This is a genomic window from Tabrizicola piscis (assembly GCF_003940805.1).
In the GTDB taxonomy this organism is placed as follows: Bacteria; Pseudomonadota; Alphaproteobacteria; order Rhodobacterales; family Rhodobacteraceae; genus Tabrizicola; species Tabrizicola piscis.
Genome location: NZ_CP034328.1, coordinates 1,215,490 through 1,240,495 on the forward strand (window position 1 = coordinate 1,215,490; position 25,006 = coordinate 1,240,495).

20 protein-coding genes are annotated in these 25,006 nt (G+C 66.3%); 5 read left to right on the plus strand and 15 right to left on the minus strand.

The genetic code is table 11. The annotated features are described in order from the left end of the window. Positions 1-112: 112 nt before the first annotated feature. Both EI545_RS05800 and EI545_RS05805 read right to left on the minus strand, forming a co-directional pair. The gene (locus EI545_RS05800; protein ID WP_125324588.1) at positions 113-487 is read right to left on the minus strand and encodes a hypothetical protein; all 375 of its coding nucleotides are present in this window, start codon (positions 485-487) and stop codon (positions 113-115) included. Continuing rightward, positions 480-935 (minus strand): cupin domain-containing protein, encoded by a 456-nt coding sequence (locus EI545_RS05805; protein ID WP_125324589.1) that lies wholly within the window; start codon positions 933-935, stop codon positions 480-482. The genes EI545_RS05800 and EI545_RS05805 overlap by 8 nt, the downstream gene beginning before the upstream one ends. Positions 936-1,025: 90 nt before the next feature. Here EI545_RS05805 and EI545_RS05810 point away from each other — a divergent pair, with 90 nt between their 5' ends. Then, on the plus strand, positions 1,026-1,991 hold the full coding sequence (locus EI545_RS05810; RefSeq protein ID WP_164517230.1) for a LysR family transcriptional regulator: 966 nt from the start codon (positions 1,026-1,028) through the stop codon (positions 1,989-1,991). Positions 1,992-2,029: 38 nt separating this feature from the next. Here the strand turns inward: EI545_RS05810 and EI545_RS05815 are convergent, their stop codons facing one another. Continuing rightward, on the minus strand, positions 2,030-2,767 hold the full coding sequence (locus EI545_RS05815) for an SDR family oxidoreductase (RefSeq protein WP_125324591.1): 738 nt from the start codon (positions 2,765-2,767) through the stop codon (positions 2,030-2,032). Positions 2,768-2,898: 131 nt separating this feature from the next. On the opposite strand from EI545_RS05815, the gene EI545_RS05820 reads away from it, so the two are divergent. Then, a complete protein-coding gene (locus tag EI545_RS05820) occupies positions 2,899-3,999 on the plus strand; it encodes a hypothetical protein (protein WP_125324592.1) in 1,101 nt (366 codons plus the stop codon). A 93-nt stretch (positions 4,000-4,092) separates the two neighbouring features. On the opposite strand, the gene galE is transcribed toward EI545_RS05820, so the two are convergent. The 6 genes from galE to EI545_RS05850 form a co-directional block, all read right to left on the minus strand. Beyond that, entirely contained in the window at positions 4,093-5,079 is a 987-nt protein-coding gene (gene galE / locus EI545_RS05825; RefSeq protein WP_125324593.1) for a UDP-glucose 4-epimerase GalE, read from the minus strand. A 22-nt stretch (positions 5,080-5,101) separates the two neighbouring features. Continuing rightward, complete coding sequence (locus tag EI545_RS05830) at positions 5,102-9,394, minus strand: calcium-binding protein (protein WP_125324594.1); 4,293 nt, start codon at positions 9,392-9,394, stop codon at positions 5,102-5,104. Between the two features lie 130 nt (positions 9,395-9,524). Then, positions 9,525-10,829: a UDP-glucose dehydrogenase family protein gene (locus EI545_RS05835; RefSeq protein ID WP_125324595.1), complete on the minus strand. Its 1,305-nt coding sequence runs from the start codon at positions 10,827-10,829 to the stop codon at positions 9,525-9,527. A 102-nt stretch (positions 10,830-10,931) separates the two neighbouring features. After that, complete coding sequence (locus EI545_RS05840; protein WP_125324596.1) at positions 10,932-12,923, minus strand: DUF2793 domain-containing protein; 1,992 nt, start codon at positions 12,921-12,923, stop codon at positions 10,932-10,934. A 99-nt stretch (positions 12,924-13,022) separates the two neighbouring features. Then, positions 13,023-13,916 carry a DMT family transporter gene (locus EI545_RS05845; protein WP_245990308.1) on the minus strand — a complete coding sequence of 298 codons (894 nt, stop codon included), beginning with the start codon at positions 13,914-13,916 and terminating at the stop codon, positions 13,023-13,025. Positions 13,917-13,978: 62 nt separating this feature from the next. Further along, a complete protein-coding gene (locus tag EI545_RS05850; RefSeq protein WP_125324597.1) occupies positions 13,979-14,581 on the minus strand; it encodes a LysE/ArgO family amino acid transporter in 603 nt (200 codons plus the stop codon). Between the two features lie 254 nt (positions 14,582-14,835). Here EI545_RS05850 and EI545_RS05855 point away from each other — a divergent pair, with 254 nt between their 5' ends. Further along, entirely contained in the window at positions 14,836-15,723 is an 888-nt protein-coding gene (locus tag EI545_RS05855) for a LysR family transcriptional regulator ArgP (protein WP_125324598.1), read from the plus strand. 13 nt (positions 15,724-15,736) lie between these two features. Here EI545_RS05855 and EI545_RS05860 read toward each other — a convergent pair whose 3' ends face one another. The 5 genes from EI545_RS05860 to EI545_RS05880 all read right to left on the minus strand — a co-directional run bounded on the left by EI545_RS05860 (position 15,737) and on the right by EI545_RS05880 (position 20,655). Further along, positions 15,737-16,150, minus strand: coding sequence for a c-type cytochrome (locus tag EI545_RS05860; protein ID WP_125324599.1), 414 nt, complete (start codon positions 16,148-16,150; stop codon positions 15,737-15,739). A 127-nt stretch (positions 16,151-16,277) separates the two neighbouring features. Then, positions 16,278-17,018 carry a YebC/PmpR family DNA-binding transcriptional regulator gene (locus EI545_RS05865; RefSeq protein ID WP_125324600.1) on the minus strand — a complete coding sequence of 247 codons (741 nt, stop codon included), beginning with the start codon at positions 17,016-17,018 and terminating at the stop codon, positions 16,278-16,280. 73 nt (positions 17,019-17,091) lie between these two features. Next, positions 17,092-18,870, minus strand: a complete 1,779-nt coding sequence (locus EI545_RS05870) for an SLC13 family permease (RefSeq protein ID WP_125324601.1) — start codon at positions 18,868-18,870, stop codon at positions 17,092-17,094. Between the two features lie 13 nt (positions 18,871-18,883). After that, positions 18,884-19,744 carry a DMT family transporter gene (locus EI545_RS05875; protein WP_245990309.1) on the minus strand — a complete coding sequence of 287 codons (861 nt, stop codon included), beginning with the start codon at positions 19,742-19,744 and terminating at the stop codon, positions 18,884-18,886. A 98-nt stretch (positions 19,745-19,842) separates the two neighbouring features. Continuing rightward, complete coding sequence (locus EI545_RS05880) at positions 19,843-20,655, minus strand: TIGR00282 family metallophosphoesterase (RefSeq protein ID WP_125324602.1); 813 nt, start codon at positions 20,653-20,655, stop codon at positions 19,843-19,845. Positions 20,656-20,951: 296 nt separating this feature from the next. On the opposite strand from EI545_RS05880, the gene EI545_RS05885 reads away from it, so the two are divergent. Together EI545_RS05885 and pdeM are read left to right on the plus strand one after the other, a co-directional pair. Next, positions 20,952-23,345 (plus strand): ligase-associated DNA damage response DEXH box helicase, encoded by a 2,394-nt coding sequence (locus EI545_RS05885; protein WP_125324603.1) that lies wholly within the window; start codon positions 20,952-20,954, stop codon positions 23,343-23,345. Positions 23,346-23,428: 83 nt separating this feature from the next. Further along, the gene (gene pdeM / locus EI545_RS05890) at positions 23,429-24,076 is read left to right on the plus strand and encodes a ligase-associated DNA damage response endonuclease PdeM (protein ID WP_125324604.1); all 648 of its coding nucleotides are present in this window, start codon (positions 23,429-23,431) and stop codon (positions 24,074-24,076) included. Positions 24,077-24,113: 37 nt separating this feature from the next. Here the strand turns inward: pdeM and folD are convergent, their stop codons facing one another. Next, positions 24,114-25,004 (minus strand): bifunctional methylenetetrahydrofolate dehydrogenase/methenyltetrahydrofolate cyclohydrolase FolD, encoded by an 891-nt coding sequence (gene folD / locus EI545_RS05895; RefSeq protein WP_125324605.1) that lies wholly within the window; start codon positions 25,002-25,004, stop codon positions 24,114-24,116. Positions 25,005-25,006: the final 2 nt, after the last annotated feature.

Sequence of the window (25,006 nt, forward strand, 5' to 3'; positions counted from 1 at the left end):
GAATCCTTAGGATTTGACGTCCTGGACCGGGCAGGTTGGACCCGGCCCCCGCGCCAATGTTCGACGGCGCGGGGGTAGGCAGGGGTGCAGGCGGGGGGGCGGGCCACCACCTTCAGCGGTGGCCAAAGCCGTGCCGCAGCAGCGTGGTCAGGAACAGGACCATCGACAGTAGGCCAAGGATTGCTCCGGCGCTGGCCATCACCGGCGATCCGCCTTGGATGACCAGCACGATGCCGGGAACCATCACAAGCACCCCGGCAATCGCCACGACGGCGTGGACCCATGCCAGACGGCTGGCACAGGCCGCCGGGGTCAGCCGGTAGTAGATGCCGAACAGCGCCAGCGTGACCCAGCCGACTAGGTTCAGATGCGCATGGGCTGAGGCCAGCAGATGGTCACCGCTGACCGCCATCTGGATCCCCCAAAGCATGCCACCCAAGACGCAGAGCGCGGCGGCAAGCAGCAGGACAAAGGCCGGGTCACGCATCCTGACGCCCCATCTGGGCAAGGCCGGGGCCGGTGAAGTGCGAGCCATAGCGCGCGGCGATGGCCCGCACGGCGGCAAGGTCTTGCGGCAGTTGCAGGCCCGATCGCGCCATTTCAGCAAAGAAGCCTTCAAACCCGCCGGGGGTCATCACGCCAAGCCCCCGTGCGCCCTCCGGTCCGGTACGAAAGGAATGGACGACACCGCGCGGCACGAAGGCCGTCTGCATCGGACCGCAGGTGAAGCGGTCCTGACCGACCTGAAAGTCGATGCTTCCGTCCAGAATGAAGAACACCTCATCCTCTGCCGCGTGAATATGGCTCGGCGGGCCGGAATGGGCCGGGGCGGCGACCAGCAGGATGGAAAGCGACCCGCCGGTGTCTTCGGCGGCGAGCAGGGTCTGGTAGCTTGCGCCGTTCCAGTGGTGGGTACGGGGGGTTTGGGGGGTCATCGGGGCCTCGTTCAGTTGCGTGACGGGTGCCCTATGACCGAGGCAGATAAATCTGTGAAATTGATTGTTTGTATTGTATCAATCCACCCCATGAATTTAGCCAGTTTCGATCTGAACCTGTTGCGGGTGCTGGACGCGATCTTGCGCGAGCGGTCAACCGTGCGGGCGGGCCAGCGGATCGGGCTGTCGCAGCCTGCCGTTTCAGCCGCGCTTGGGCGGTTGCGTGCGGCCTTGGGCGATCCCTTGATGGTGCGGGATGGCCAATCCTTGCAGCCGACGGAGTTCGCGCTTGGCTTGGCCCAGCCCCTGCGCGCGCTGCTTGAAGAAGCGGAACGGCTGCTGTCCCGCCCCGCCTTTGACCCGGCGACGGCGACGGCGACCTTTCGCTTTGCCGGGCCGGATTTCTTTACGGAAATGCTGCTGCCTGACCTGATGGGGCGGCTGGAGCGGACCGCCCCCGGCATCACGCTGCGCTATAGCGATGCGCTCTCCACTGCCTTGTGGGATGACCTGCGCGAGGGGCGGCTGGACCTGATGCTTATGCCACAGGCGATCTGCCCGGACTGGCTGGAGAATGAGGTGGTGCTGCGGACGGACTACCGGATCGTTGCGCGCCGGGGACATCCGATCCTGACCCGGTTGCGGCTGCCGGAGGGTGCCGCAATTCCGATGGACGTCTATGCCAAGCTGCGCCACGTCGCCTTTCGCGTGACCGAGGGGGTGCCCGAGATGGAGGACCGCGTGCTGGCCGACCTTGGCTGCGACCGCACATTGGTGCTGACCGTGCCCAGCTTTACCGCCGTCTGGCGGGCCGTGTCCGCCAGCGATCTGGTCGGCATCGTTCCCCGGCGTCAGGCGGAACGGGCGGCGATGGTTGCCGGGCTGCGGGTGCATGCCCTGCCCTTCAGCCTGCCCAAGGTCACGCTTTGTCAGGCATGGCACCGCCGGAACGCCGCCGCGCCGGGGCTGGCATGGCTGCGACGCGAGATTGCCGAGGTGCTGACCCCGCTCGACGATGGCGACGACAGCTTGGGCGCGGGGTGCTGCCCAAGCTGATGTTGCGCGGGGGTCGTCCTGCCCCCAGGCCAAGAGTGTCAGACGTTGGACCAGCCGCCGTCGATCACATGCGGGACACCCGTGGTGAAGGACGATTCGTCCGACGCCAGATAGACGACCAGTGCCGCAATCTCATCCGCCGTGGCGATCCGGCCCATCGGCTGGCGGGCGACAAAGGCCTTGCGGGCGGCGTCGTAATCGCCAGTGTCGCGCATCCGCTGGTTCAGCGACGGGCTGTCGACCGTGCCGGGGCAGACGCAGTTGCAGCGGATGCCCTTCGTGACGAAATCCGCCGCGATGGCCTTGGTCAGGCCGATCACGCCGGCCTTGGTCACACCGTAGACGAAACGGTTTGGCGCCGCGATGATCGACCCCACGGCCGAGGCCATGTTGACGATGTTGCCATGGCCCCGGTCCACCATCCCAGGCAGCACGGCCCGGCACATGCGGTACATCGCGGTCAGGTTCAGGTCGAGGCTGAAGGCCCAGGCGTCCTCGTCACAATCAAGGATCGTGCCGTTGGCGACAAAGCCCGCGCAGTTGAACAGGACATCCGGGGTGCCAACCTCGGCGAAGGTGGCGGTGATCGCTGCGGCGTCGCGCACGTTCAGGACGCGGGTGGCACAGCCTGCGGCGGCAAGGTCGGCCAGTGTATCGCCGTTCACATCCGTCGCGATGACCCGCGCGCCCTCACGCGCCATGGCAAGGGCCGAGGCCCGGCCGATCCCCTGCCCTGCCGCTGTCACAAAGACCGTCTTGCCGTCCAGCCGTCCCATATCCGTCCCTCCGTTTCGATTTGGGGCCAGACTAGCGGCAAGCAAACTGACATGCCAGTTGTCTTGGTGGGCCTTGCAGCGGGGCGGTGCGGGGCGCTAGCCTGCCCCTTGGACCAGAAGGGGACCGCTCCATGACCGTGACCATCCGTGCCCGTGGGATCAGCTTTCGCTTTGCGCCAAGGGGTGGCGTGCTGGACGGGTTCAGCGTCAGCGATGAGGGTGCCACGATCACCCCGCTGCACCGCGCCCCCTGGGCCGAGGATGAGGTGCCGCCCGACGCGCCACCGCACCAGCGCTGGCTGGGGGGCGATTTCCTGGCCGCCCCGATGGGGGCGAGCCCCGAGGGGTTGCACGGGCTGACGGCAAACGGCGACTGGCGGGTGATGCCGTCGGAGCCCGGCACGTTGCGCGCGGCGCTGGAGGGCGCGGTGTCCGGGGCGACGGTGGTCAAGGAACTGTCGGTCACCGATGACCAGCCCTTTGTCTACCAGCGCCACCTGTTCATCGGCGGCAGTGGCCGGTTGCCGGTGGCCAACCATGCGATGGTGTCGCTGCCCAATGGCGCAAAGCTGAGCTTTTCGCGCAAGCGCTGGTGGGAGACGCCCTCCACCCCGGTTGAAACGACTCGCGGGCGGTCGTGTCTGGCCTATCCAAGGCGGCACGAGGACGCGGTGGAGTTTCCGGGGGCGGAGGGCGGGACGGTGAACCTGCACCGCTACCCATGGGGTCCGGCGCATGAGGATTTCGTGGTGGGGGTGGAAGACCCCGGGTCAAGCCTTGGCTGGACGGCGGTGGTGCGGCCCGAGGAGGGGGATCTGATCCTGTCCCTGAAGAACGCGCGCGCGCTGCCGATGACGATGCTGTGGCATTCGAACGGCGGTCGGGACTATGCGCCCTGGAACGGGCGGCACAAGGCGTGTCTGGGGGTTGAGGATGGGGCTGCGCTGCAGATGCTGGGCCTGTCCGCTGAGGAGGAGCCTGACCCTCTGACTGCTGCCGGCCAGCCTGCGCTGCTGGCGCTGGACCCGATGGGGACGGTGGAGGTGCGCCACATTCTGGGCGCGGTCCGCTGGCCGACGGGCCAGTCGGTTGCGGGGGTGATGCTGGAGGGCGACGTGCTGACCGTGACCGGCGACTGGGGGGCGGAACGCAAGCTGCCGATCCGGGGTGGTTGGCTGGGGCTGGCGGCACCGGTTGCCGTGCCACGACCGAAGGACATGGACCTGTTCTGACACTGCCGGGCCCACGGAGTTTTCAAAAGCTCCGGACCGGAGCCTTTGAAGGCTGCGCTGCGATGTCTTTGAAGACATCGCCTTGCCGTGCGGTCAGCTTGTGAACCCCGGCTTCTGCGCCCAAGCCCAGGCATCGCCGATCATCTGGCGCAGGGTGGAGTGCTGCGGATCCCAGCCAAGGTCGGTCAGGGCGCGGGTGGTGGAGCAGACCAGCGCTGCCGCATCCCCGGCCCGCCGGTCGCCGATCACGACCGGCACTTCGCGGTTGGTGACCATGCGGCTGGCCTCGATCACCTCGCGCACGGAAAACCCACGGCCGGTGCCCAGACAGAAGACCCCGTTGCCGCGCCCCGCCAGCAACCCTTGCAGCCCAAGGACATGCGCCTGCGCAAGGTCGGTCACATGGACATAGTCGCGCACGCAAGTGCCGTCCGGCGTGGGATAATCCGTGCCGAAAACGGTCAGCGCCGGGCGCTTGCCCGCGACCGCATCCAGCATCAGCGGGATCAGATGGGTTTCGGGGTGGTGCTGTTCGCCAATCTCACCTTCCGGGTCAGCGCCTGCCACGTTGAAGTAACGGAAGATCACATGGTTGATCCCATGCGCCGCGCCGAAATCGCGCAGCATGAGTTCAATCGCCAGCTTTGATCCGCCATAGGCGTTGATCGGGCGCTGCGGGGTTTCCTCGGTCAGCAGGACACCGTCCTGATCGCCATAGGTCGCACAGGTTGAGGAAAAGACGAAGTTCCGCACCCCCGCCTTGGCGCAAGCCTCCAGCAGGTTCAACGCGCCGCCCACATTGACACGCCAATACCGCGCCGGGTCCTGCATGGACTCGCCAACCAGCGACAGCGCCGCGAAATGCAGCACGGCCACGGGGCAGTGTTCAGCAATGGCCGCGTCGACGCTGGCGCGGTCCATCAGGTCGCCCCGAACCAAAGGGCCCCATTTCACCGCGTCAGCCCAGCCGGTGGCCAGATTGTCAAAAGTCACCGGCAGAAAACCCGCGCGCGCCAGCGCTTTGCACGCATGCGCCCCGATATAGCCAGCGCCACCTGTGACCAGTACCTTTTCCACCATGGGGCCTCCCAAACCAGTGTTCCTAAAGAAACACGATGTCGTCCAGAAGCAGAGAAGGATCGAAAACCCCCCGGATGTCCAGCACATGACCATTGGGCAGGGTCAGGAAAACGCCTGACGCCGTGACCTGCGCCCCTGCAAGGACCGCCGAAAGCCCGGGCTGTGCCCCCGTCCACAGCGACCTGCTGAGCCCGATGGTATCGACGTCGTTGGCGAAATCATTGATCACGTCGCGCCCGCCGTTGAAGATGAACGTATCCGCCCCCGCCCCGCCAATCAGCGTGTCGTTGCCAGCCCCACCATCCAGCGTGTCATTGCCAGCCCGCCCGTCCAGCCGGTCATTGCCGGCAAGCCCCTGCAGCCAATTGCCGCCCGCATCGCCCGCAAGCGTATCGGCCCGGGTCGAGCCGATCAGCCCTTCAACCCCGTTGAACCGGTCGCCAAGCGCGTCGCCGCTGTTCGCGGTCAGGCCCGCAAGATCGACCCGCACCGCTGCCGTTGCCGTCTCATAGCTGGCGAAGTCCAGCCCCGTGCCGCCGGTCAGCAGATCCGCCCCGGTACCGCCGATCAGCGTGTCATTGCCCTCGCCGCCGTCCAGCGTGTCATTGCCGGCCCGCCCGTCCAGCCGGTCATTGCCCGCAAGGCCCAGAAGCTGGTTGGCAAGCGCGTCACCAGCCAGCCGGTCGGCAAAGCCCGACCCTTCAATATCTTCGATGGCAAGGTAGCTGTCCCCCCGCGCCTCGCCCGTGTTCGCGCTGGGGGTTGTCAGGTCCGCAACCACCCCCGCCGCCGCGTCGGCGTGGCTGACCCGGTCGCGGCCAAGCCCACCCTCCAGCCGGTCCACTCCGGCCCCGCCCAGCAGCGTGTCATTCCCGTCGCCCCCGAGCAGCGTGTCATTCCCCGAACCGCCCGACAGCCAGTCATGCCCCGCCTCGCCCCGCAGGCTGTTGGCCAGCCCGTCACCCGTCAGCCGGTCGGCATGGGCCGTGCCGATCACCACTTCCACCCCGATCAGCACATCCCCCGCCGCCGCCCCCGCGTTCAGCCTGGCTTGGGCCAGGTTGACCACCGCGCCAAGGCTGGCACCCGCGTAGCTGACCGTGTCGGACCCGGCCCCGCCCTCCAGCCGGTCGCCGCCAAGGGTCCATAGCAGAAGGTCGTTGCCATCGCCGCCCAGCAGCGTGTCCGCCCCCGCCCCGCCCGTGAGCGTGTCGTTGCCCGCCCCCCCGTCCAGCCGGTCATTGCCGTCGCCACCGTCCAGCGTGTCGTTGCCCGCGCCGCCATCCAGCGAGTCATCGCCGCCCCGCCCCTCCAGCCGGTCATTGCCGGCAAGCCCTTGCAGCCAATTGCCGCCCACATCGCCCGCAAGCGTATCGGCCCAGGTCGAGCCGATCAGGCCTTCGACCCCGCTGAACCGGTCGCCAAGCGCGTCGCCACTGTTCGCGGTCAGGCCCGCAAGATCGACCCGCACCGCTGCCGTTGCCGTCTCATAGCTGGCGAAGTCCAGCCCCGTGCCGCCGGTCAGCAGATCCGCCCCGGTACCGCCGATCAGCGTGTCATTGCCCTCGCCGCCGTCCAGCGTGTCATTGCCGGCCCGCCCGTCCAGCCGGTCATTGCCCGCAAGGCCCAGAAGCTGGTTGGCAAGCGCGTCACCAGCCAGCCGGTCGGCAAAGACTGACCCTTCAAGATCCTCGATGGCAAGGTAGCTGTCCCCCCGCGCCTCGCCCATGTTTGCGCTGGGGGTCGTCAGGTCCGCAACCACCCCCGCCGCCGCATCGGCGTGGCTGACCCGGTCGCGGCCAAGCCCACCCTCCAGCCGGTCCACCCCCGCCCCGCCCAGCAGCGTGTCATTCCCGTCGCCGCCGACCAGCGTGTCATTCCCCGAACCGCCCGACAGCCAGTCATGTCCCAGCCGACCGTCAAGAAAGTCGTTGCCCGCAAGGCCCGACACCAGATCATTTTGGTCGCTACCAAAGAAGCGGTCATTCAGCGTGGACAGATGGAAGCTTTCGATCAAGTTGTACCGGTCCCCGGCGGCATCGCCGGTGGAAAGGTCAGTGTCGAGAAGATCCACCGTCACGCCAGCGGTGCTGTCGATGTAGCTGGCGATGTCAAACCCGTCGTCGCCATTCAGCCGGTCGCCGCCAGAGCCCCCGACCAGCGTGTCATCGCCATCGCCGCCGTTGAGGGAATCGTTGCCGCCGCGGCCTTCTAGCAGGTCATTGCCTTCCAGCCCCCAGAGCACAGCGGACTGCCCGTCACCGCCAAGGATGTCGCCGAAGCGCGAGCCTTCCACGTCTTCGATGCCGACAAAGCGGTCGCCCGCCGCATCGCCGGTGTTGCGCCAGGGCTGCAGCAGATCGACAAGCACGGCGGAGGCATCGCGGTAGCTGACGCGGTCGCGACCTGCGCCGCCATCCAGGATATCGGCACCGGCCCCGCCATCCAGCGTATCGTTGCCCAGACCGCCGTAGAGGCTGTCATTCCCGGCCACACCATAGAGGCGGTCATTACCCTCCATCCCGTCAAGGCGGTTGGCGGCGCTGTCACCGGTCATCATGTCGCCGAAGCGCGAGCCGTAGGCGCCTTCGATCGACTGGTATTGCTGCCCCGCTGCTGGCCCCCTTGATTGGGTCGTGCGCTGCAGGTCCAGCGTCACGGCGGCATTGGCGTTGATGAAATCAAGCATGTCGAAGCCGCCGCCGCCAAGGATGGTATCTGCGCCGGTGGTGTAGAAGAAGGTCTCGTTGGCATCGGTCCCCTGCACAAGGTCCGAGTTGACCGTCCCGGAAAGATAGCCGCTGGTGTCAGGGGCCGGGGGTGGGGCGTGCCACAGGCCGATGAAATCCGTCAGGCGGAAGGCGCTTGCCGGGATCGGCAGGCCGTTCGCAGCGATGATGTCCAGCACCTCATCGCCATAGGTGATCCGGGCCCCGGTGGCCGTTGGGGTAATCGTCAGCGCGGCAAGTGAGTGGATTGTGCCAAGGGCGGACAGGTCAATCCGGTCGGTGCCAAGCTGGAAATCGGTGATCACGTCCGGCTCGCCATCCTTGGCCAGCACGAAAAGGTCAGCGCCCGACCCGCCAGACAGCGTATCGGCCCCCGCCCCATCCGCCAGGATATCGGCACCGGCACCGCCGAAGATCACCTCGGCCGCGTCACCGCCAAGGATCATGTCGCCGCCGGAGGTGCCGGTCAGGGTGGCCGCTTCCTCGCCGCCCGTCAGGATCGGCGACAGGGGGCCGGGGTCCACCAGCAGGCGGGTGATGCCGGTGCCTTCGCCGGCGACAAAGACCTCGATCTTGCCATCGACGGGATGGGCGGCGATTGCGGTGATGTTGTCCAGCGCAAGGCCCGGCAGCTGCAGTTGGCTGGCCACCAGGACCAGCCGCCCGTCGGGCATCAGCGTCATCAGGGCCAGCCCGCCATCGCTGCCGCCGGTGACGACAAACACCCGATCCTCAAGGCTGACCGTGGCCAAGGTCTGCGTGCCCTGAAACCGGGTATCCAGCGTGTCGATCACATGGTCGGCCACCCGCATCACCCCGCCGGGCGCAATCTCGATCACGCTGAGCGACGAGGACCCGGAGGCGGCGACGATCAGGTAGGTCAGCCCCCCCACCTCAACCGCACTGACGGCCGAGGGGTTGGCGATCCCGAGCCCCTGCGGCACGCCCATGACCTGCGGCTGTCCAAGGCTGCCACCGGGACCGATCGGCAGGACGCGGATCACATCGCCGTTCAGGGACAGGCTGACCACAAAATCCTCAGCCCCGACGCGGACGGTGGTCAGGGCCGGGATGTCGACGCCCGGGCGCGGGGTATCAAGCACCCGGGTTCCGACCGGGGTCATCGTGCCAGTGGCGCTGACGGAATAGGCGTGGATGGTGCTTTCGCCCATGCGCGCCGCGTAGAAATAGGTGGCCCCATCAACCTCGACCAAGGTCTGTGCCGATAGCGTTCCCGACAGGCTGCCCGGCAATTGCAGCCCCGCTGACAACGCGCCGTTTTGCCCCATCGCATAGGCCTGAACCCCGCCCAGATTGGCACCGGTCACGACAAGATGCGCCGCACCATTTACCGCCACGACGCCAAGCTGCGCCGCCGCAGATAGCGTGCTGCCGGGTGCCGTCTGTTCCTGATCGACCAACGTCATCGACTGGCCGACGTCCAGCGCCATGACCCCGCCACCCGCGCGCGTGGCGGTATAGAGTTTGACCGCGCCGTCCCGCGCGACCAATTCAAGATCAGTAATTCCCGACACCAGATTCAGCGGCGCAGCCGCGAACGTTTCCACAACCTGGAAGGTATACATGCGATGCCCCGCCAACCCACTTGCCCATGGGCGGAGAGTGGGGCAGCGGGGGTGCGGCAGGCGGATGGGTTTCGGGCGCTACTGCGGCGTTTGCCCGGGATTTACAGCAAAGCTTCGCGAACTGGGCAGATCAGCGCCCAACACCGCCATAGCGGGTGAAGCCCGCCTCAAGCACCTCGCCGCGGTCGTAGATGTTGCGCAGGTCGGCCATTTGCGGCGTTGCCATCTTGCGCGCCAGCTTGGTCAGGTCGAGACCGCGGAATTCGTTCCATTCCGTCAGCAAGACCAGCAGGTCGGCACCAGACGCCGCCTGATAGGGGTTTTCCATCCATTTGACGCCGGGCAGCAGCGCCTCGCCTTCATGCCGTCCTTGCGGGTCGGTGACGCGCACCCTTGCGCCTGCGCCGACAAGGGCCGGGATGATGGTCAGCGAAGGGGCGTCGCGCATGTCATCGGTGTTGGGCTTGAAGGTCACGCCAAGGATGGCGATGGTCTTGTCGCGGACCGATCCGTCACAGAGATCGACGATCTTGTCGATCATCCGGCGCTTCATTTCCTCATTGACCTTGATGACCGTCTCGACGATCTGCATCGGCATGGCATGTTCCTGGCCGATACGCGCCAAGGCCTTGGTATCCTTCGGAAAACAGCTTCCCCCGTAGCCTGGGCCTGCATGAAGGAACTTGTCGCCGATCCGCCCGTCCATGCCGATGCCCTTGGACACGGCCTTGACATCTGCCCCCACCCGTTCGCAGAGGGCGGCGATTTCGTTGATGAAGGTGATCTTGGTGGCCAGAAAGGCGTTGGCGGCATATTTGATCATCTCGGCGCTTTCGAGCCCGGTATAGACCATCGGGAATTCGCGCAGGGACAGGGGGCGGTAAAGCTCGGCCATCACCTTCTTCGCCCGGTCCGATTCAACCCCGACGACCACGCGGTCGGGATGCATGAAATCGTCGATTGCAGCACCTTCGCGCAGGAATTCCGGGTTCGACGCCACGTCGAACTGTGCCTGCGGATTGGCGGCGATGATCGCCTCGGCAACCTTGCGGTTGGTGCCGACAGGGACGGTCGATTTCGTGACCACCACCGCGTAACCCGTCAGCGCCCGGCCGATTTCCGCTGCGGCATCCATGACATAGGTCAGGTCGGCATGGCCATCGCCGCGCCGGGTGGGGGTGCCGACGGCGATGAACACTGCCTCGGCCCCGTCGACCGCTTGGGCAAGATCGGTGGTGAAGGTCAGCCGCCCCGCCGCGACGTTCTTGGCCAAAAGCGCCTCAAGCCCCGGTTCGAAGATCGGCACTTCGCCGGCCGTCAGCCGGGCAATCTTGGCCGCGTCACGGTCGACGCAGACGACATCATGTCCGAAGTCGGAAAAGCAGGTGCCCGAAACCAGCCCCACATACCCCGTCCCGATCATTGCAATCCGCATGATCCATGTCCCTTCATTCGACCAGAGGCCTGTCTATGCAGGACGATCGTGGCTGTCAAATGGCAGAGGCGCGACCGCCTCTGCCACAGGCTGTTCCCTGCGCTAGTAGTCGCTTTCAAGGTAAAGACTGTTGACCATGATGCCGACCACCGAGGATACCCCGCCCACCGACACATAGGACCACGGTGCCAAAAGGGTGGTCGCGGTCGGCAGATTGGTCGTGACGGTCCCGGTCGCCGCAGTGCCGGTCACAAGGTCAATCACCTGATAGGACAGGACCTGTGTCGTTCCGGGCGGGCAGAACAGCGCGAGTTCATAGACTGCGGTCCGGTCGACATTTGGCTTCGGGAAGGCCGCGCCAAGGTTGATCTTCGTGGCCGTACCGGAGCCGTCATTGTGCATAAGCTGGATGGTCGTGTCCGTCGCGTCATAGCCCATGCCGCAGATGTTGGTCAGGGTCGAGGGGTCGACATCCGTCGGTACGGCAGTTGTCGCGCGCATCCCGGCAAAGGCGCGGTGGCTGGCATTGGCAAGGCCGGTTGCCGGGGCCCAACGCCAGACCAGATGAAACCCGCCCAGCGCGTCCGAGGGCCCGCCAATGGTCTTGATCTGCGCGCTGCCGCGAAACCCGGCGACTGCCGTGGTTGCTGCTGAGGTGACCAGCCATTCGCGCCTTTGCATGTAGGCGTAGAGGTTGGTCGTCGCCACGTTCGCGTTGGTTGCCGTCCCGGTCGTGGACAGGTTGATGCCCCATTCGGACCCGACACCCGCATTGCCCTGCGCTGTCCAGAACGAAACCTTGTTGCGCGCAAGCATCGGCTGCAGGGCGGTATCCAGACCGCTTGGTCCGACGATCGCCGGCAGGATACGCCCGCCGACAGTGTGCCCAAACAGCTTGACCCCGCCCGGCGCAGGGGCCGGGGGCGTTGCGATTGCGGCCAGACGCAGCTGCCCGCCCTCAATCTCGACATCTGCGGCTCCGGCAAAGGCACCCGCGTTGTTCCACTGGATCTCGCCCGCCGCCCCACCCGGACTGCCGCCCGCTGGGGCCGCCCAAGTGCCATCCGCCCGCAGAAAGTTTGCCGTCCCCCCGCCCGATGCCGGGGCAAGGCCCTTTGCCCCGCTGGTGAAGGTGGACAGAAGCGCGGTCGCCTGTGCCGGTGTCAGCACTTCCGGGCTGCCGGTTCCCGCCGTGTCACGGCCAAGGAAGCTGTCGGTCGCGATGCTGGCCAGCTTGCCCAGCGTCACCACGCCCGCGTCAATCGCCCAGCTTGCGCCGCCACCTGACACCGTGATGTCGCCCTTGTCACCATCCGTCACGCCCCCACCGCCACCACCGACCGGCAGGGTGACCCCCGCGCTGCGGACCTTCACCTCGCCGCTGGAGGTGTTCAGCCACAGCGTCCCATTGACCGGGCTGGTCGGATCGGCTGCCTGCCCGCCCAGATGCACCGGCTGCGGCAGCGTCACCTCGCCCGTCGCCGCATCCGCCTCCAGCGCGGTGGCAAAGCTGGCGCCATCGGCACTGACCTTGACCGAGAAATCATCCGACCCCGCCGTCCCCATCTCGGCCCGGCCTGAAAAGCCGGTCTGGAACAAAAGGCTGGCCGTATCGCCCGCCGCTGCCTTGTTCAGCTTCAGCTGGTGGCCGGACCCGGCATGGTTCAACAGCGTCGCGGGCGCCGAGACCGTCAGCCGGTTCATAGCATCCGCCGTGGCAGAGACGCCCAGTTGCGTCACCGACAGCGGCCCATCTGCAAGCGCCTTCCACGCCAGCCCGTCGAACACCGCCGTCTGGGATTCGCTCAGCACATGCGCGCGCCAGCCGGAAAGGGGTTGGGTGAACTGCCAGCCGGTTTCGGAGAACAGGGCGATCCGCCCGGACTGCCCGGCCCAAGGCCCCGTCGCCCCAGCCGCCACGATGTGCCGGTCACCCAGCGTGGGCAGGGCCGGTGGCGTGGTCAGCGTGCGGTTGATCACCGTCAGCTGGACAATCAAGTCCAGCGCAAGGATCGCCTCGTTATGGGTGACATGTTTTTGCGCCTGTGCCGGAAGGATCAGGGGCAGCGACAGGATCGTGGTTTCGTCGGGCATGGATACCTCCGCAGGATCGCCTTGGCGGGCGAACCTAGGGAAAGACCGTTCATGACCCCTCACCGGGGGGTGCGGCGTCAAGCCCCCGCGCGCAACACCCTATGGCACCGGCTGTGGCGGGATGCGCCCGCGCCGCGCCTCGGCCCAGGTGTTCAGGCTGACCGCGCCCACGATCATCGCGCCGCCCAGCAGAACAAAGGCATCCACCGCCTCACCAAAGACCAACGCGCCCAGCAGCGCCGCCCAGACGATCTGCAGGAATGTCACCGGCTGCGTGACGGCCAAGGGCGCCGCGCTGAACGCCCGCGTCATGGTGTAGTGCCCAACGGTCGCCAGCGCCGCCACCAGCGCCAGCCATGCCAGTTGCATCCCCGTCACCGGCTGCCACACCCACCAGGCCAGCGGTGCCAGTCCCACGGCCACCGTCACCGACAAGACCGCCACCACGACCGAGGCCGGGGCCAGACCGCTCAGCCGCTTGGCGATGATATAGCTTGTGGCAAAGCACAAGGTCGCCGCCAGCTGCGACAGATGCCCCAAGGACACCTCCCGCAAGCCCGGCCGAAGCACAACCAACGCCCCCACCACCGCCACCAGGATCGAGATCACGCGCCCGCGCCCCAAGCCCTCGCCCAAGATCAGCCCAGCAATCACCAGCACCGCCACCGGGTTCAGAAACCCGATCGCCGCCATCTCTGCCACCGGGACCCGCGCCATGGCGTAGAACCAGAACACCACCGCCACGACATGCAACGCCCCGCGCAAGCCGAACAGCCGCAGGACCGGCAGCGGAAACCGCGTCGCCCGCGCCTGCCAGATCGCCGGGGCGAGGAACAAAAGACCGAAGGCAAAGCGGATAAAGGCCGATTGCGCGGCAGGAAGCTCTGTTCCCAGATGCCGTACCACGCCATTGACCGCCACGAAGGCAATCGTGGTGGCCAGCATCCACAAGACCCCTTCTAGGGGGCGGCCCGGATCGGTCGCGTCGCGCATGGGGGGCACAGAACCGGAAGCCTCCGCCAAAGACAAGGGGGCTTCCAAAGACTGGGGTGGCTTCAGCCCAAGGCAAGCGCCGCCGCAATCGCCCACATCGTGCAGCCCACCCCGATCTCCAGCCAGACCCAGGCCGCTGGTCTGGCGAAGATCGGGGCCAGCAGCCGCGCGCCAAAGCCAAGTGCCGCGAAAAAGCTGAAAGACCCGAACATCGCCGCAATCGCAAAGCTGACCTGATAGGGGGCGTACTGGGCCGAGATCGACCCCAGCAGCACGACCGTATCCAGATAGACATGCGGATTGGCCCAGGTCAGCAAGAGACAAGTCGCCAGCACCTGCCGCAGGGGCGCTGCCGTCGCCTGGGACGGCTTCAGCGCCTCGCCCCCCTTGGCAGCCGCCCGAAACCGAAGCGCGCCATAGACCAGCAGGAACCCCACCCCCAGCCAGCGCATCGCCTCGCCGAACCATGGCACCGCGCCCGACAATGCCCCGAACCCAGCGACACCCGCCGCGATAAGCACCGCATCCGACGTGGCACAAACCGCGACAACCGCCGCCACATGCTCACGCCGCAGCCCTTGCCGCAGCACAAACGCATTCTGCGCCCCGATCGCCAGGATCAGGCTGACCGCCACCAGATAGCCCTGCACTGCGGCTTCAAGCACGCGACAACTCCCGCAAGGCGTCCAGTGCCGCGTGCCGCTGATCCCCGCCTACTGGCTCCATCCCCCGCAACAGCGCTGCCAGATCGCGTTCCGCCATCGCCCCCCCTCGAAATCCCCACCCTGGACTTTCTTTCTGCAAAATATCCCAGCCGAGGGCTTCCGCACCCTCCCCCCGCACCGCATATCCCGCTTGACCTACGGCCCCGACCAGCCTCAGTCTAGTTAATCTTTTTGTCGTTGGATTAGCGCAACTCATGCTAGACCCTGCCCAGCTTGCCGCCCTTGCCGCCGTCCATCGGCGTGGGTCGTTCGACCTTGCCGCAGCGGACCTGCGCGTCACCCCCTCGGCCGTCAGCCAGCGCATCAAGGCGCTGGAGGATGTGGCGGGCACGCTTCTCATCCGCCGTGGCCAGCCTTGCACCGCCACTGCCGCAGGCCTGCGCCTCATCCGCCACCACGACGAAATCGCCCTTCTTGAACACACCGTTGCGGCTGACCTGCCCGGCCTTGCCCCCGGCCCCGCCACCCTGCGCATTGCGGTCAATGCCGACAGTCTGGCCACTTGGGTGATCCCGGCCCTCGCCGCAACCGAAGGCTTTCTCTTTGACCTTGTGATTGACGATCAGGACGTCAGCCAGGCCTGGCTGAAGCGCGGCGAGGTGGTGGCCGCCATCACCGCCCACCCAGGACCGCTGCAAGGCTGCGACACGATCCCGCTTGGCGCCCTGCGTTACCGCGCCACGGCGTCACCCGCCTACATTGCCCGCTGGTTTCCAACCGGCGTCACACCGCAGGCGCTGGCGCAGGCCCCCGCGCTGACCTTTTCCGACCACGACCGCCTGCAAGACCTTTGGGTCGCCGGCCAGACCGGCACCAAGTCGCGTCGCGCCAGCGTGCCCAGCCATCGCATGGCATCCTCGCAAGCTTTCGTTGATGCCTGCCTCACCGGCCTTGGGTGGAGCCTGAACCCTGAACCTCTGGTCGAAAGGCACCTCGCCTCGGGCGCATTGGTCGAACTGGTGGCCGACATGCCGCTTGACGTCGCCCTGCACTGGCAGTTCACCCGCCTTGCCGCCCCGACCCTTCAGCCGGTGACGACGGCCATCCGCGCCACGGCCCGCGCCATTCTGCGTCAATCCTGACGCAAAAGACCTGCTACTGCTGGATTGTCCTCAACCAGGCCACAACATCCGCAATCGGCTGGCTGGTCAGCATCGGCTGGCCTGCATCCGTGCGCAGCGCCACGTCCTTGCCCTGAAAGAACAGGCCGTACACCGGCATCTGGCTGCCATGCGACACAAGGGGGTCGCGCCCGTCGATCCGCGCCGCCACCCGCTCCAGCGGGAAGACCCCGCCATGGCGGTCAATCAGCGTTGTCAGATCGGCAGGCTGGATCAGAAGGACCGGCGCCATCGGCCCGTCGCCCGTCGCTTCGGCCCCATGACAGACTGCGCAATGTTCCCGGTAAAGCGCCTCGCCCGCCATCGCGTCGCCCACGGTGATCTCACCCTCGGCCGCGGCCATGCTGCCCAGACCGATCAGAACCGCTGCTACCCAAGTGCACCGCATCACAGTACCCTCCCTGCCTTTGCGCAGGATGCGGCACGGCGGCGGCCCCGTCCTTGATGCAGGTCATACCCGCAAAACGCAAAAGGCCCCCGACAGCGGGGGCCTTTCAGCAAGCAGCAGACGGCGCTTAAAGCTGCGCCGCGACATGCTCGGGCACGTCAAAGTTATGCGTCACCGTCTGCACGTCGTCATCTTCTTCCAGAAGATCGATCAGCTTCATCAGCTTCTGCGCGGTGTCCAGATCAACCTCGGTCCGGGTCTGCGGCCGCCAGACCAGCTTTGACTCCGTCGATTCGCCCAAAGCCTTTTCCAAGGCATCCGACACTTCCGACAGGGCTTCCACCTGGCAATAGATCCAGTGGCCATCCTCATCGGATTCGACGTCATCCGCCCCGGCCTCAAGCGCTGCCATCATCACGTCATCGGCCGACCCGGCCGAGGCGGGATAGGTGATCTCGCCCATCCGGTCAAAGCTGTGCGCGACCGACCCCGTCGTGCCAAGGTTGCCCCCGGCTTTCGAGAAGTAGGACCGCACGTTCGACGCCGTACGGTTCACATTGTCGGTCATCGCCTCGACGATGATCGCGATCCCGTTGACGCCGTAGCCTTCATAGCGGATTTCCGTGTAATCCGCCCCGTCGCCCATCTGCGATTTCTTGATGGCCCGGTCGATCACGTCCTTCGGCATCGACACGGCCTTCGCGGCCTTCACCGCCAGCCGCAGACGCGGGTTCATGTCAGGGTCCGGCATCCCCATCTTTGCGGCGACGGTGATTTCCTTCGCCAGCTTGGAAAACATCTTGGACCGCAGCTTGTCCTGCTTGCCCTTGCGGTGCTGGATGTTCGCCCATTTCGAATGGCCTGCCATGACCCCGGTCTCCGATCGCCTTCAGATGATGGCGTCCTCTACACCAGCCCCCGGCGCGACCGCAACCCCGCGCCTAAAGCGGCCAGATCAGCGGGATCAGCAGCGCCGACACCAGCATGACGATGATGTTCAGCGGCAGACCCACCTTGGTAAAGTCGGAAAACCGGTAGCCGCCCGGCCCGTAGACCATCATGTTGGTCTGGTAGCCCACCGGGGTGGCGAAGGCGAGCGTGGCCGAAAACATCACCGCCACGACAAAGGGGCGCGGGTCATGACCCAACGACTGGGCCAGTTCGATGGCGATGGGCGTGTAGATCACCGCGACCGCGTTGTTCGACAGAAACTCGGTCATGATCAGCCCGATGGCATAGACCGCAAGGATGATCAGGAATGGCCCCAACCCCTCCAGCCATGGCGCCACACCGCCAACGATCAGCGTCACCGCGCCCGATTGCTCCAGCCCTTCGCCCACGGCCAGCATGGCAAAGATCATGGCCAGCAACCGGCCATCGACAAAGCTGAAGGCTTCGTCACTGTCGACGCAGTGGGTGATCAGGATCACCGCGACGGCCAGAACCGCCAGCGGCAGGATTGGCGCCAGATCCAGGGCCGACAGGATGACGATCAGCCCCAGCGCGGCAATGGCGATCGGCGCCTTCTGGCGCCGGAACGCCGCCACCTTCGGGCGGCTGATGTCCACCAGATCCATGTCCGCCGCCAGCCGCTGGATATCCTCGATGGACCCTTCCAAAAGCAGCGTGTCGCCCACCCGCACGATCAGATCATCCAGCTGCCGCCCGATGTTCTGGTTCCGCCGGTGCACCGCCAGCACATAGACGCCATACCGCCGCCGGATGCGCAACTCGCCCAGTGACCGTCCTTCCATCCGGCAGCCGGGGCCGATCAGCACCTCCACCGTTTCCGTCTTCACCGATGACAGCTTGTCCACCAGATGCAGGTCGGTTCGCCCCTGCAGGCCCAGCAGTTCCGACATCTCGGTACGCAGAACCACCCGGTCCCCGGCGGCCAGAGTGACTGGCTGCAGATCGCGCCGCAGACTGGCATCGCCCCGCAGCACGTCGATCACCCGCACCCCGTCGCGCTTGAACAGGTCCACGCTCAGCACCGGCTGGCCAATCAGGGGGCTGTCCTCGGGCACCGCGACTTCGGTGAAGAACTTCATCTTCCGCCGGTCGTTCAGCAGCACGCCCATGGACTGCCGAACCGGCAACAGCCGGTTGCCGAACAACGCCAGAAACGCCCCCCCCGCCAGCATGACGGCGATGCCAAGGGGGGCGATCTCGAACATGCTGAAATGCTCCATCCCCTGCGCCACCGCCACCCCGTCCACCAACAGGTTGGTCGAGGTGCCGATCAGGGTGATCATGCCCCCCAGCACCGTCATATAGCTTAGCGGGATCAACAGCTTGGACGGAGCCGTCCCGATCTTCACAGCCAGCTGGATCACCACCGGGATCATCACCGCCACCAGCGGCGTGTTGTTCATGAAGGCCGAAGCAAGGCCCACCCCGCCGAACAGGACCGCAATCGTGGTCTTGGGCCGGTTGCCCACATGCCGCTCGGCAGCGGCAATGATCATCTCGATCGCCCCGGTGCGCACCATCCCGCCCATCACCAGAAACATCATGGCAATCGTCCAGGGTGCCGGGTTCGACAGGATGCTTGCGGCCTCGCCAATCGGCAGGATGCCAAGCACCAGCATCACCGCCGCACCACCGATGGCCGTCACTTCGACCGGCGTCCGCTCCAGCACGAACAGCGCGAACATGACCACAAGGATCGCCAGCGCCACAAAGGGCTGCACCTCTGCCGGGATCGCCAGTCCGAACATCCGCCCTCCGCTGTCAGGCTGCGGCGTCTGCCTTGCCGCGTGGCTGCACCAATGCCACACCCGCAAGCATCACCACAAGCGCGACCCAGACCATTGGTGAAAACCGCTCATCCAAAAGCAGCATAGCCCAGATAACGCCCGACCCGGTCACCAGATAGGCAGTTTGCGAGGCGAAGACCGATCCCGCTTTGGACGCCAGCCAGACATAACTTGCATAGACCACGGCATGCACGACCGATGACGTGACAAGTGCCCACTCCGCCTGCCCCATCGGAAACGGATCAACCCACTGCCCGGTTCCAAGGGCAATCGGCGCGGCCAGCAGGCTTCCCACGACCGACACCCCGAACATCGCCTGCACCGCGTCCATCCCGGCCGTGCCGCCGCGCGCCACAAAATTCGCCTCGATCGCGTAGAACAGCGGTCCGACCAGGGCCACCAGCAGCCAGCCGAGGCTGACCGCCCCGCCCCCCGCTGGCGACGCGATCAGCGCCACGCCGACCAGCCCCAGCGCCAACCCGGCCAGCCGCCCCGCCGAAAACCGGTCCAACCCCAGCGCCATCGGAAAGGCCAGGAAGGGCACAGTGGAGATCAGGATCGACATGATCCCCGCCGGCAGATGCACGACGGACGCATAGAACGTCGCGTTCGGGATCAGCGTGCCGATCACGGCCACGACCACATAAAACGTCATCGCCGGACGGCTGAAGACCATCCCCTTGCCCCGCACCAGCGACACCGCGCCAAGGACAAGCGCTCCGACCACCAGTTGCCAGAAGATCAGCCCGAACGGCTGATGCCCCGTCGCCGTCGCCATCTTGCCCAAGGATTGCGTCGATCCCCAACCCACGCCCAGCGTGATCAGGACGGCCACAAAGAACCACCGGCTAGTAGCCCAGGCGCTCCCCTCCCCCCTCGTGGGCGTGGGAGAGGGTGGGGGGCCCGCCGCAAGGTCACCCGCGCCAAGGTCGCTCACGGTTGGGCAGCCTCCAGCCGTCCGCCGACCCGTACCATCCGCACCTTGGTTGCCAGCCCCGTGCGGTCATCCGTCTCGACATATACGCCAGACAGGGTTGCAGGCCCCGCCGCAGGTTCGAACCGCGATTTCGCCATCCCGGTGATGAAGCGGCGTAACGGCTCCAGCTTTTCCATCCCGATGACGCTGTCATAGTCGCCGCACATGCCCGCATCGGTCTGATAGGCCGTGCCCTTGGTCAGGATCATCGCATCGCCCGTCGGCACATGGGTATGTGTCCCCACCACCAGCGATGCCATCCCGTCGCACCAATGCCCGGTCGCCATCTTTTCCGACGTCGCCTCGGCGTGGATATCGACAATCGCCGCCTGCACCACACCGCCCAGCGTATGGGCCTTCAGAACCGACTCCAGCGCTGAAAACGGGTCGTCAAACGGCCGTTTCATGAACACCTGCCCCAGCGCCTGCGTCACCAGCACCCGGCGGCCCTGTGTCGCCTCGAACACGCGGAACCCCTTGCCCGGCGCGACCTTGGAAAAGTTGAGCGGCCGGATGATCCGCGGCTCCTGCTCGATGAAGCTCAGCATGTCCTTCTGGTCAAAGGCATGGTCGCCCAGCGTCAGGCAATCCGCCCCCGCCGCCAGCAGCTCCTTGGCGTGATCGCCGGTGATCCCCGCGCCCTGACTGGCGTTCTCGCCGTTGACCACAACGAAATCCAGCCCCCACGCCGTCCGCAAGCCCGGCAACCGCTCGGTCACCGCAGCCCGGCCCGACCGGCCCATCACATCGCCAAGGAATAGAAGTTTCATGCGCAAGGGATTAGGCGCGGGGCTTGGCCCCGGCAAGGGGCTTTAAGCGATGTAGCCCCAAATTCCAGCCCGAAAGAACCGGAACCCTGACCCGCCGCCACTTGGCCGAACGCTCCGTCGCTCCCATCCCAAAGCATCGCCCCGCCACGCCTTTCACATTGGCCAAATATCCCACGGGGGCGCGGGGGTGTGAAACCCCCGCTACCCGGCCCACCCCAAGTGCCCAGCCAGAAGGTTCCTTCCGAAAAATCGCATTCCCCGTTCCCTGCGCGCGGCCCGCGCTCTATCTCTACCCCATGACCACGCTTCCCCCCGCCCTTTCCGACTGGTTCGCCGCCAAGGGCTGGACCCTTCACCCCCACCAGCTTGACATGCTGGCCCGTGCCGCCGATCCCTCGACCCTGCTCATCGCCCCAACCGGCGGCGGCAAGACCCTCGCGGGCTTCCTCCCCACCCTGGCCGAGCTTGGGGCCACCCCGCCCCCCGGCCTGCACACCCTTTATGTCTCGCCCCTCAAGGCCCTCACCGCCGACATCCGCCGCAACCTGCGCACCCCCATTGAAGGCGCGGGCCTGCAGATCCGGGTGGAGGATCGCACCGGCGACACCACCTATACCCAGCGCCGCCGCCAGCGCGCCGACCCGCCGCATATCCTTCTGACAACGCCGGAATCCCTCGCCCTTCTGCTCAGCTATGAAGACGCCCCACGGATTTTCCAGGGCCTGCAACGGGTTATCGTTGACGAAATCCACGCGCTGGCCGAATCCAAACGTGGCGACCAGTTCACCCTGCAACTCGCCCGCCTGCAAGCGCTGAACCCGAACCTTCGCCGCATCGGCCTTTCCGCGACCGTCGAGAATCCGCCCGCCCTTGCCAGCTTCCTCGCCGCCTCAACCCGGATCCTGCAGGCCGACCCGGGCCCTGACCCCGACATCTCGATGCTGGACACCGACGCCCCACCGCCATGGTCCGGTGGCGGCGGGCGCTATGCCATCCCGGCGATCCTGAACGAAGTGACCCGCCACCGCACTACCCTGATCTTCCACAACACCCGCGCCCAGGCCGAGCTTTTCTTCCACGACCTCTGGCTTGCCAACACCGAAGACCTGCCCATCGGCATCCACCACGGCTCCCTGTCCCGCGAACAGCGCGAGCGTGTGGAACAGGCCATGACCGCAGGCGCGCTACGGGCTGTCGTCTGTACCGGCTCGCTCGACCTCGGCATCGACTGGGGCGATGTCGACCTTGTCATTCAGGTCGGCGCGCCAAAGAACGTCAAACGCCTCGTCCAGCGGATCGGCCGGGCCAATCACCGCTACAACGCGCCCTCCAAGGCGCTGCTCGTCCCCGCCAACCGGTTCGAGGTGGTGGAATGTCAGGCCGCCCTCGACGCCGTCGCCGCTCACACCCTTGACGGCGAACCGCGCGGCCCCGGCCCCCGCGATGTCTTGTGCCAGCACATTCTTGCAACCGCCTGCGCCGGCCCGTTCGACGCCGACGCGCTTTACGATGAAATCCTCACCGCCGGCCCCTATGCAGCCCTTACCAGACCAGAATTCGACGCCTGCCTCGATTTCGTCGCCACCGGGGGCTATGCGCTCAGGGCCTATGACCGCTGGCAGCGCCTGAAGCAGACCGGCGGCAAATGGCACCTCCGCGACCCCCGCGCCGCCGCCCTGATCCGCCAGAACCTTGGCACGATCATCGACATCGAAACCCTCAAGGTCCGCCTCAGAAACCAGTTCGGCGGCACCCCGCTGGGCGAGGTGGAAGAATCCTTCGCCGCCACCCTTACCCCCGGGGACACGTTCCTGATCGGCGGCCAGATCGTCCGCTATGAAGGCTTGCGCGAAATGACCGTTGAAGTCTCGAAAACCCCCGGCCGCGACCCCAAGGTTGCCGTCTTCAACGGCACCAAATTCGCGACCTCCACCCTCCTCGCCGACCGGATTCTCGAAATCTTCCAGGCCGAAAGCTGGCCCGACCTCCCCGCCCACACCGCGCACTGGCTGTCCCTGCAACGTCAGGTTTCCCGCCTCCCCGACCCTGCGTCCCTCCTTCTCGAATCTTTCCCCCACGACGGGCGCGAACACCTCGTGGTCTATGGCTTTGCCGGCCGCAACGCCCAGCAGACCCTTGGCCTCCTCGTCACGAAACAGATGGAATCCCAAGGCCTTGCCCCGCTGGGCTTTGTCGCCACCGACTATGCAACCTTGATCTGGGGCCTTGATCCGGTGACCGATCCTGCCCCCCTCTTCGACGTCGACACCCTGCGCGATGGCCTTGACATCTGGCTGTCCGGCAACGCCGTGATGAAGCGCACCTTTCGCGCAACCGCCATCATTGCGGGCCTGATCGAACGCTCGCACCAGGGCCGCCGCAAGACCGGCCGTCAAGCTACCTTCTCCACCGACATCCTCTACGACACGCTCAGGAAATACGACCCCGACCACCTCCTTCTGCAGATCACCCGGGAAGAAGCCCTCCGCGGCCTGATCGACTTCTCCCGCATCGAATCCCTCCTCGCCCGCGTGCAAGACCGCATCACCCTGATCCGCCGCCCCCGCGTCACCCCCCTCGCCGCGCCGCTGTTTTTCGAACCCGGCCGCATCCCCGTCCACGGCGAAGGCCGCGACCGCCTCGCCTCCGCCCAGGCCCAGGCGCTGATGGAGGCGGCAGGGCTCGCCTGAGCCCTCCATCATTGCCCAAATATCCCCGCCGGAGGCGACAACCGCCCTTGCCGCAAGGGTGTGGTCAGGGCATTCAGTCGCCCATGCACCACGCGCTTTTCTTCCATGGCGAGACGCTGCACCTGCGGCCCACCGGCGCGCTGTTCTGGCCCGCGCAAGGGCTACTCGTCGTCTCCGACCTGCACCTCGGGAAATCCGAACGCCTCGCCCGCCGTGGTGGCACGCTCCTGCCGCCATATGAGACGCAAGCCACCCTTGAAAAGCTGGACCGTGAACTTGAAGCCACCCGCGCCACAGCGGTGATCTGCCTTGGCGACAGCTTCGACGACACCGCCTCGGCCGAGGGTATCGAGGACGTCAGCCGCCTCTGGCTGGTCCGGTTGATGGCAGGGCGCGACTGGACCTGGATCACCGGCAACCACGATCCCGGGCCGATCGACATCGGCGGAACCCACCGGGATGAGGTGAAACTGCTCCCCTTCACCTTCCGCCACATTGCCGATCCGGCGGAAAGGGCCGAAGTTTCAGGCCATTACCACCCCAAGGCCCGCCTTGCCGGGCAAGCCCGGCCCTGCTTTCTGGCCGATGCCGCGCGGCTGATTCTGCCTGCCTTCGGGGTTTATACCGGCGGGCTGCCCGCCCGCCATGCCGCGCTGACAAGCCTTATGGCCCCTGACGCGCTGGCCATCCTTACCGGGACCCGTGCCCTCGTCATTCCGATGCCGCGCTGACAACCCCGCACGAATTTTCGCAGAAAATTCGTTGCCCTCAGGCCGTAAGGCCCTTCGGTTCCGCCAGCCCGTTCGCCCGGCAGCAGGCGGTCAGCGTATTGGCCAGAAGGCAGGCAATCGTCATCGGCCCCACCCCGCCCGGCACCGGCGTGATTGCCCCGGCCACAGCGGCGGCGCTGGCGTAATGGACGTCGCCCACCAGCTTGGTCTTGCCGTCCCGCTCGATCCGGTTGATGCCCACATCAATCACCGTCGCCCCGGGTTTCACCATCTCGCCGGTAATCATCTCGGGCCGGCCAACTGCCGCCACCAGAATGTCGGCGCGCTTGCAAACCTCGGTCAGGTTCTTGGTCCGGCTATGCGCAATCGTCACCGTGCAGCTGTCGCCCAGCAAAAGCTGCGCCATCGGCTTGCCCACGATGTTGGACCGCCCGACCACCACCGCGTCCAGCCCGGCCAAAGACCCATGATGATCCCGCAGCATCATCAGGCAACCCAGCGGCGTGCAGGGCACCATGCTCTTCTGCCCGGTCCCAAGCAGCCCGACGTTCGATATGTGGAAACCGTCCACATCCTTCGCCGGATCAATCCGGTTGATCACAAGTTCCGAGTTCAGATGAGCCGGCAACGGCAACTGCACCAAAATCCCGTGAACTTTCGGATCGGCGTTCAGCTGGTCGATCAGCGCCAGAAGCTCGGCCTCACCCGTGCCCGTATCCAGCCGATGTTCGAAAGATGCCATTCCGACTTCAATGGTTGAGGCGTGCTTGTTGCGCACATAGACCTGTGACGCCGGGTCTTCGCCCACCAGCACCACCGCAAGGCCCGGCTGAATGCCGTTTTCTTCCTTCAGCCGCAGCACATGCGCGGCCACTTGCCCCCGCACCTTGGCCGCAAAGGCCTTGCCGTCGATCACCGTGGCCGTCATCC

Coding starts and splice junctions, on each gene's coding strand:
- EI545_RS05865 (WP_125324600.1), bottom strand. CDS start 17,018: ATGGCAGGCCATTCGAAATGGGCGAACATCCAGCACCGCAAGGGCAAG.
- EI545_RS05840 (WP_125324596.1), bottom strand. CDS start 12,923: ATGCCCGACGAAACCACGATCCTGTCGCTGCCCCTGATCCTTCCGGCA.
- EI545_RS05885 (WP_125324603.1), top strand. CDS start 20,952: ATGACCACGCTTCCCCCCGCCCTTTCCGACTGGTTCGCCGCCAAGGGC.
- EI545_RS05870 (WP_125324601.1), bottom strand. CDS start 18,870: ATGTTCGGACTGGCGATCCCGGCAGAGGTGCAGCCCTTTGTGGCGCTG.
- EI545_RS05810 (WP_164517230.1), top strand. CDS start 1,026: ATGAATTTAGCCAGTTTCGATCTGAACCTGTTGCGGGTGCTGGACGCG.
- EI545_RS05820 (WP_125324592.1), top strand. CDS start 2,899: ATGACCGTGACCATCCGTGCCCGTGGGATCAGCTTTCGCTTTGCGCCA.
- galE (WP_125324593.1), bottom strand. CDS start 5,079: ATGGTGGAAAAGGTACTGGTCACAGGTGGCGCTGGCTATATCGGGGCG.
- EI545_RS05860 (WP_125324599.1), bottom strand. CDS start 16,150: ATGCGGTGCACTTGGGTAGCAGCGGTTCTGATCGGTCTGGGCAGCATG.
- EI545_RS05800 (WP_125324588.1), bottom strand. CDS start 487: ATGCGTGACCCGGCCTTTGTCCTGCTGCTTGCCGCCGCGCTCTGCGTC.
- EI545_RS05835 (WP_125324595.1), bottom strand. CDS start 10,829: ATGCGGATTGCAATGATCGGGACGGGGTATGTGGGGCTGGTTTCGGGC.
- EI545_RS05880 (WP_125324602.1), bottom strand. CDS start 20,655: ATGAAACTTCTATTCCTTGGCGATGTGATGGGCCGGTCGGGCCGGGCT.
- EI545_RS05805 (WP_125324589.1), bottom strand. CDS start 935: ATGACCCCCCAAACCCCCCGTACCCACCACTGGAACGGCGCAAGCTAC.
- EI545_RS05830 (WP_125324594.1), bottom strand. CDS start 9,394: ATGTATACCTTCCAGGTTGTGGAAACGTTCGCGGCTGCGCCGCTGAAT.
- EI545_RS05845 (WP_245990308.1), bottom strand. CDS start 13,916: ATGCGCGACGCGACCGATCCGGGCCGCCCCCTAGAAGGGGTCTTGTGG.
- folD (WP_125324605.1), bottom strand. CDS start 25,004: ATGACGGCCACGGTGATCGACGGCAAGGCCTTTGCGGCCAAGGTGCGG.
- pdeM (WP_125324604.1), top strand. CDS start 23,429: ATGCACCACGCGCTTTTCTTCCATGGCGAGACGCTGCACCTGCGGCCC.
- EI545_RS05815 (WP_125324591.1), bottom strand. CDS start 2,767: ATGGGACGGCTGGACGGCAAGACGGTCTTTGTGACAGCGGCAGGGCAG.
- EI545_RS05855 (WP_125324598.1), top strand. CDS start 14,836: ATGCTAGACCCTGCCCAGCTTGCCGCCCTTGCCGCCGTCCATCGGCGT.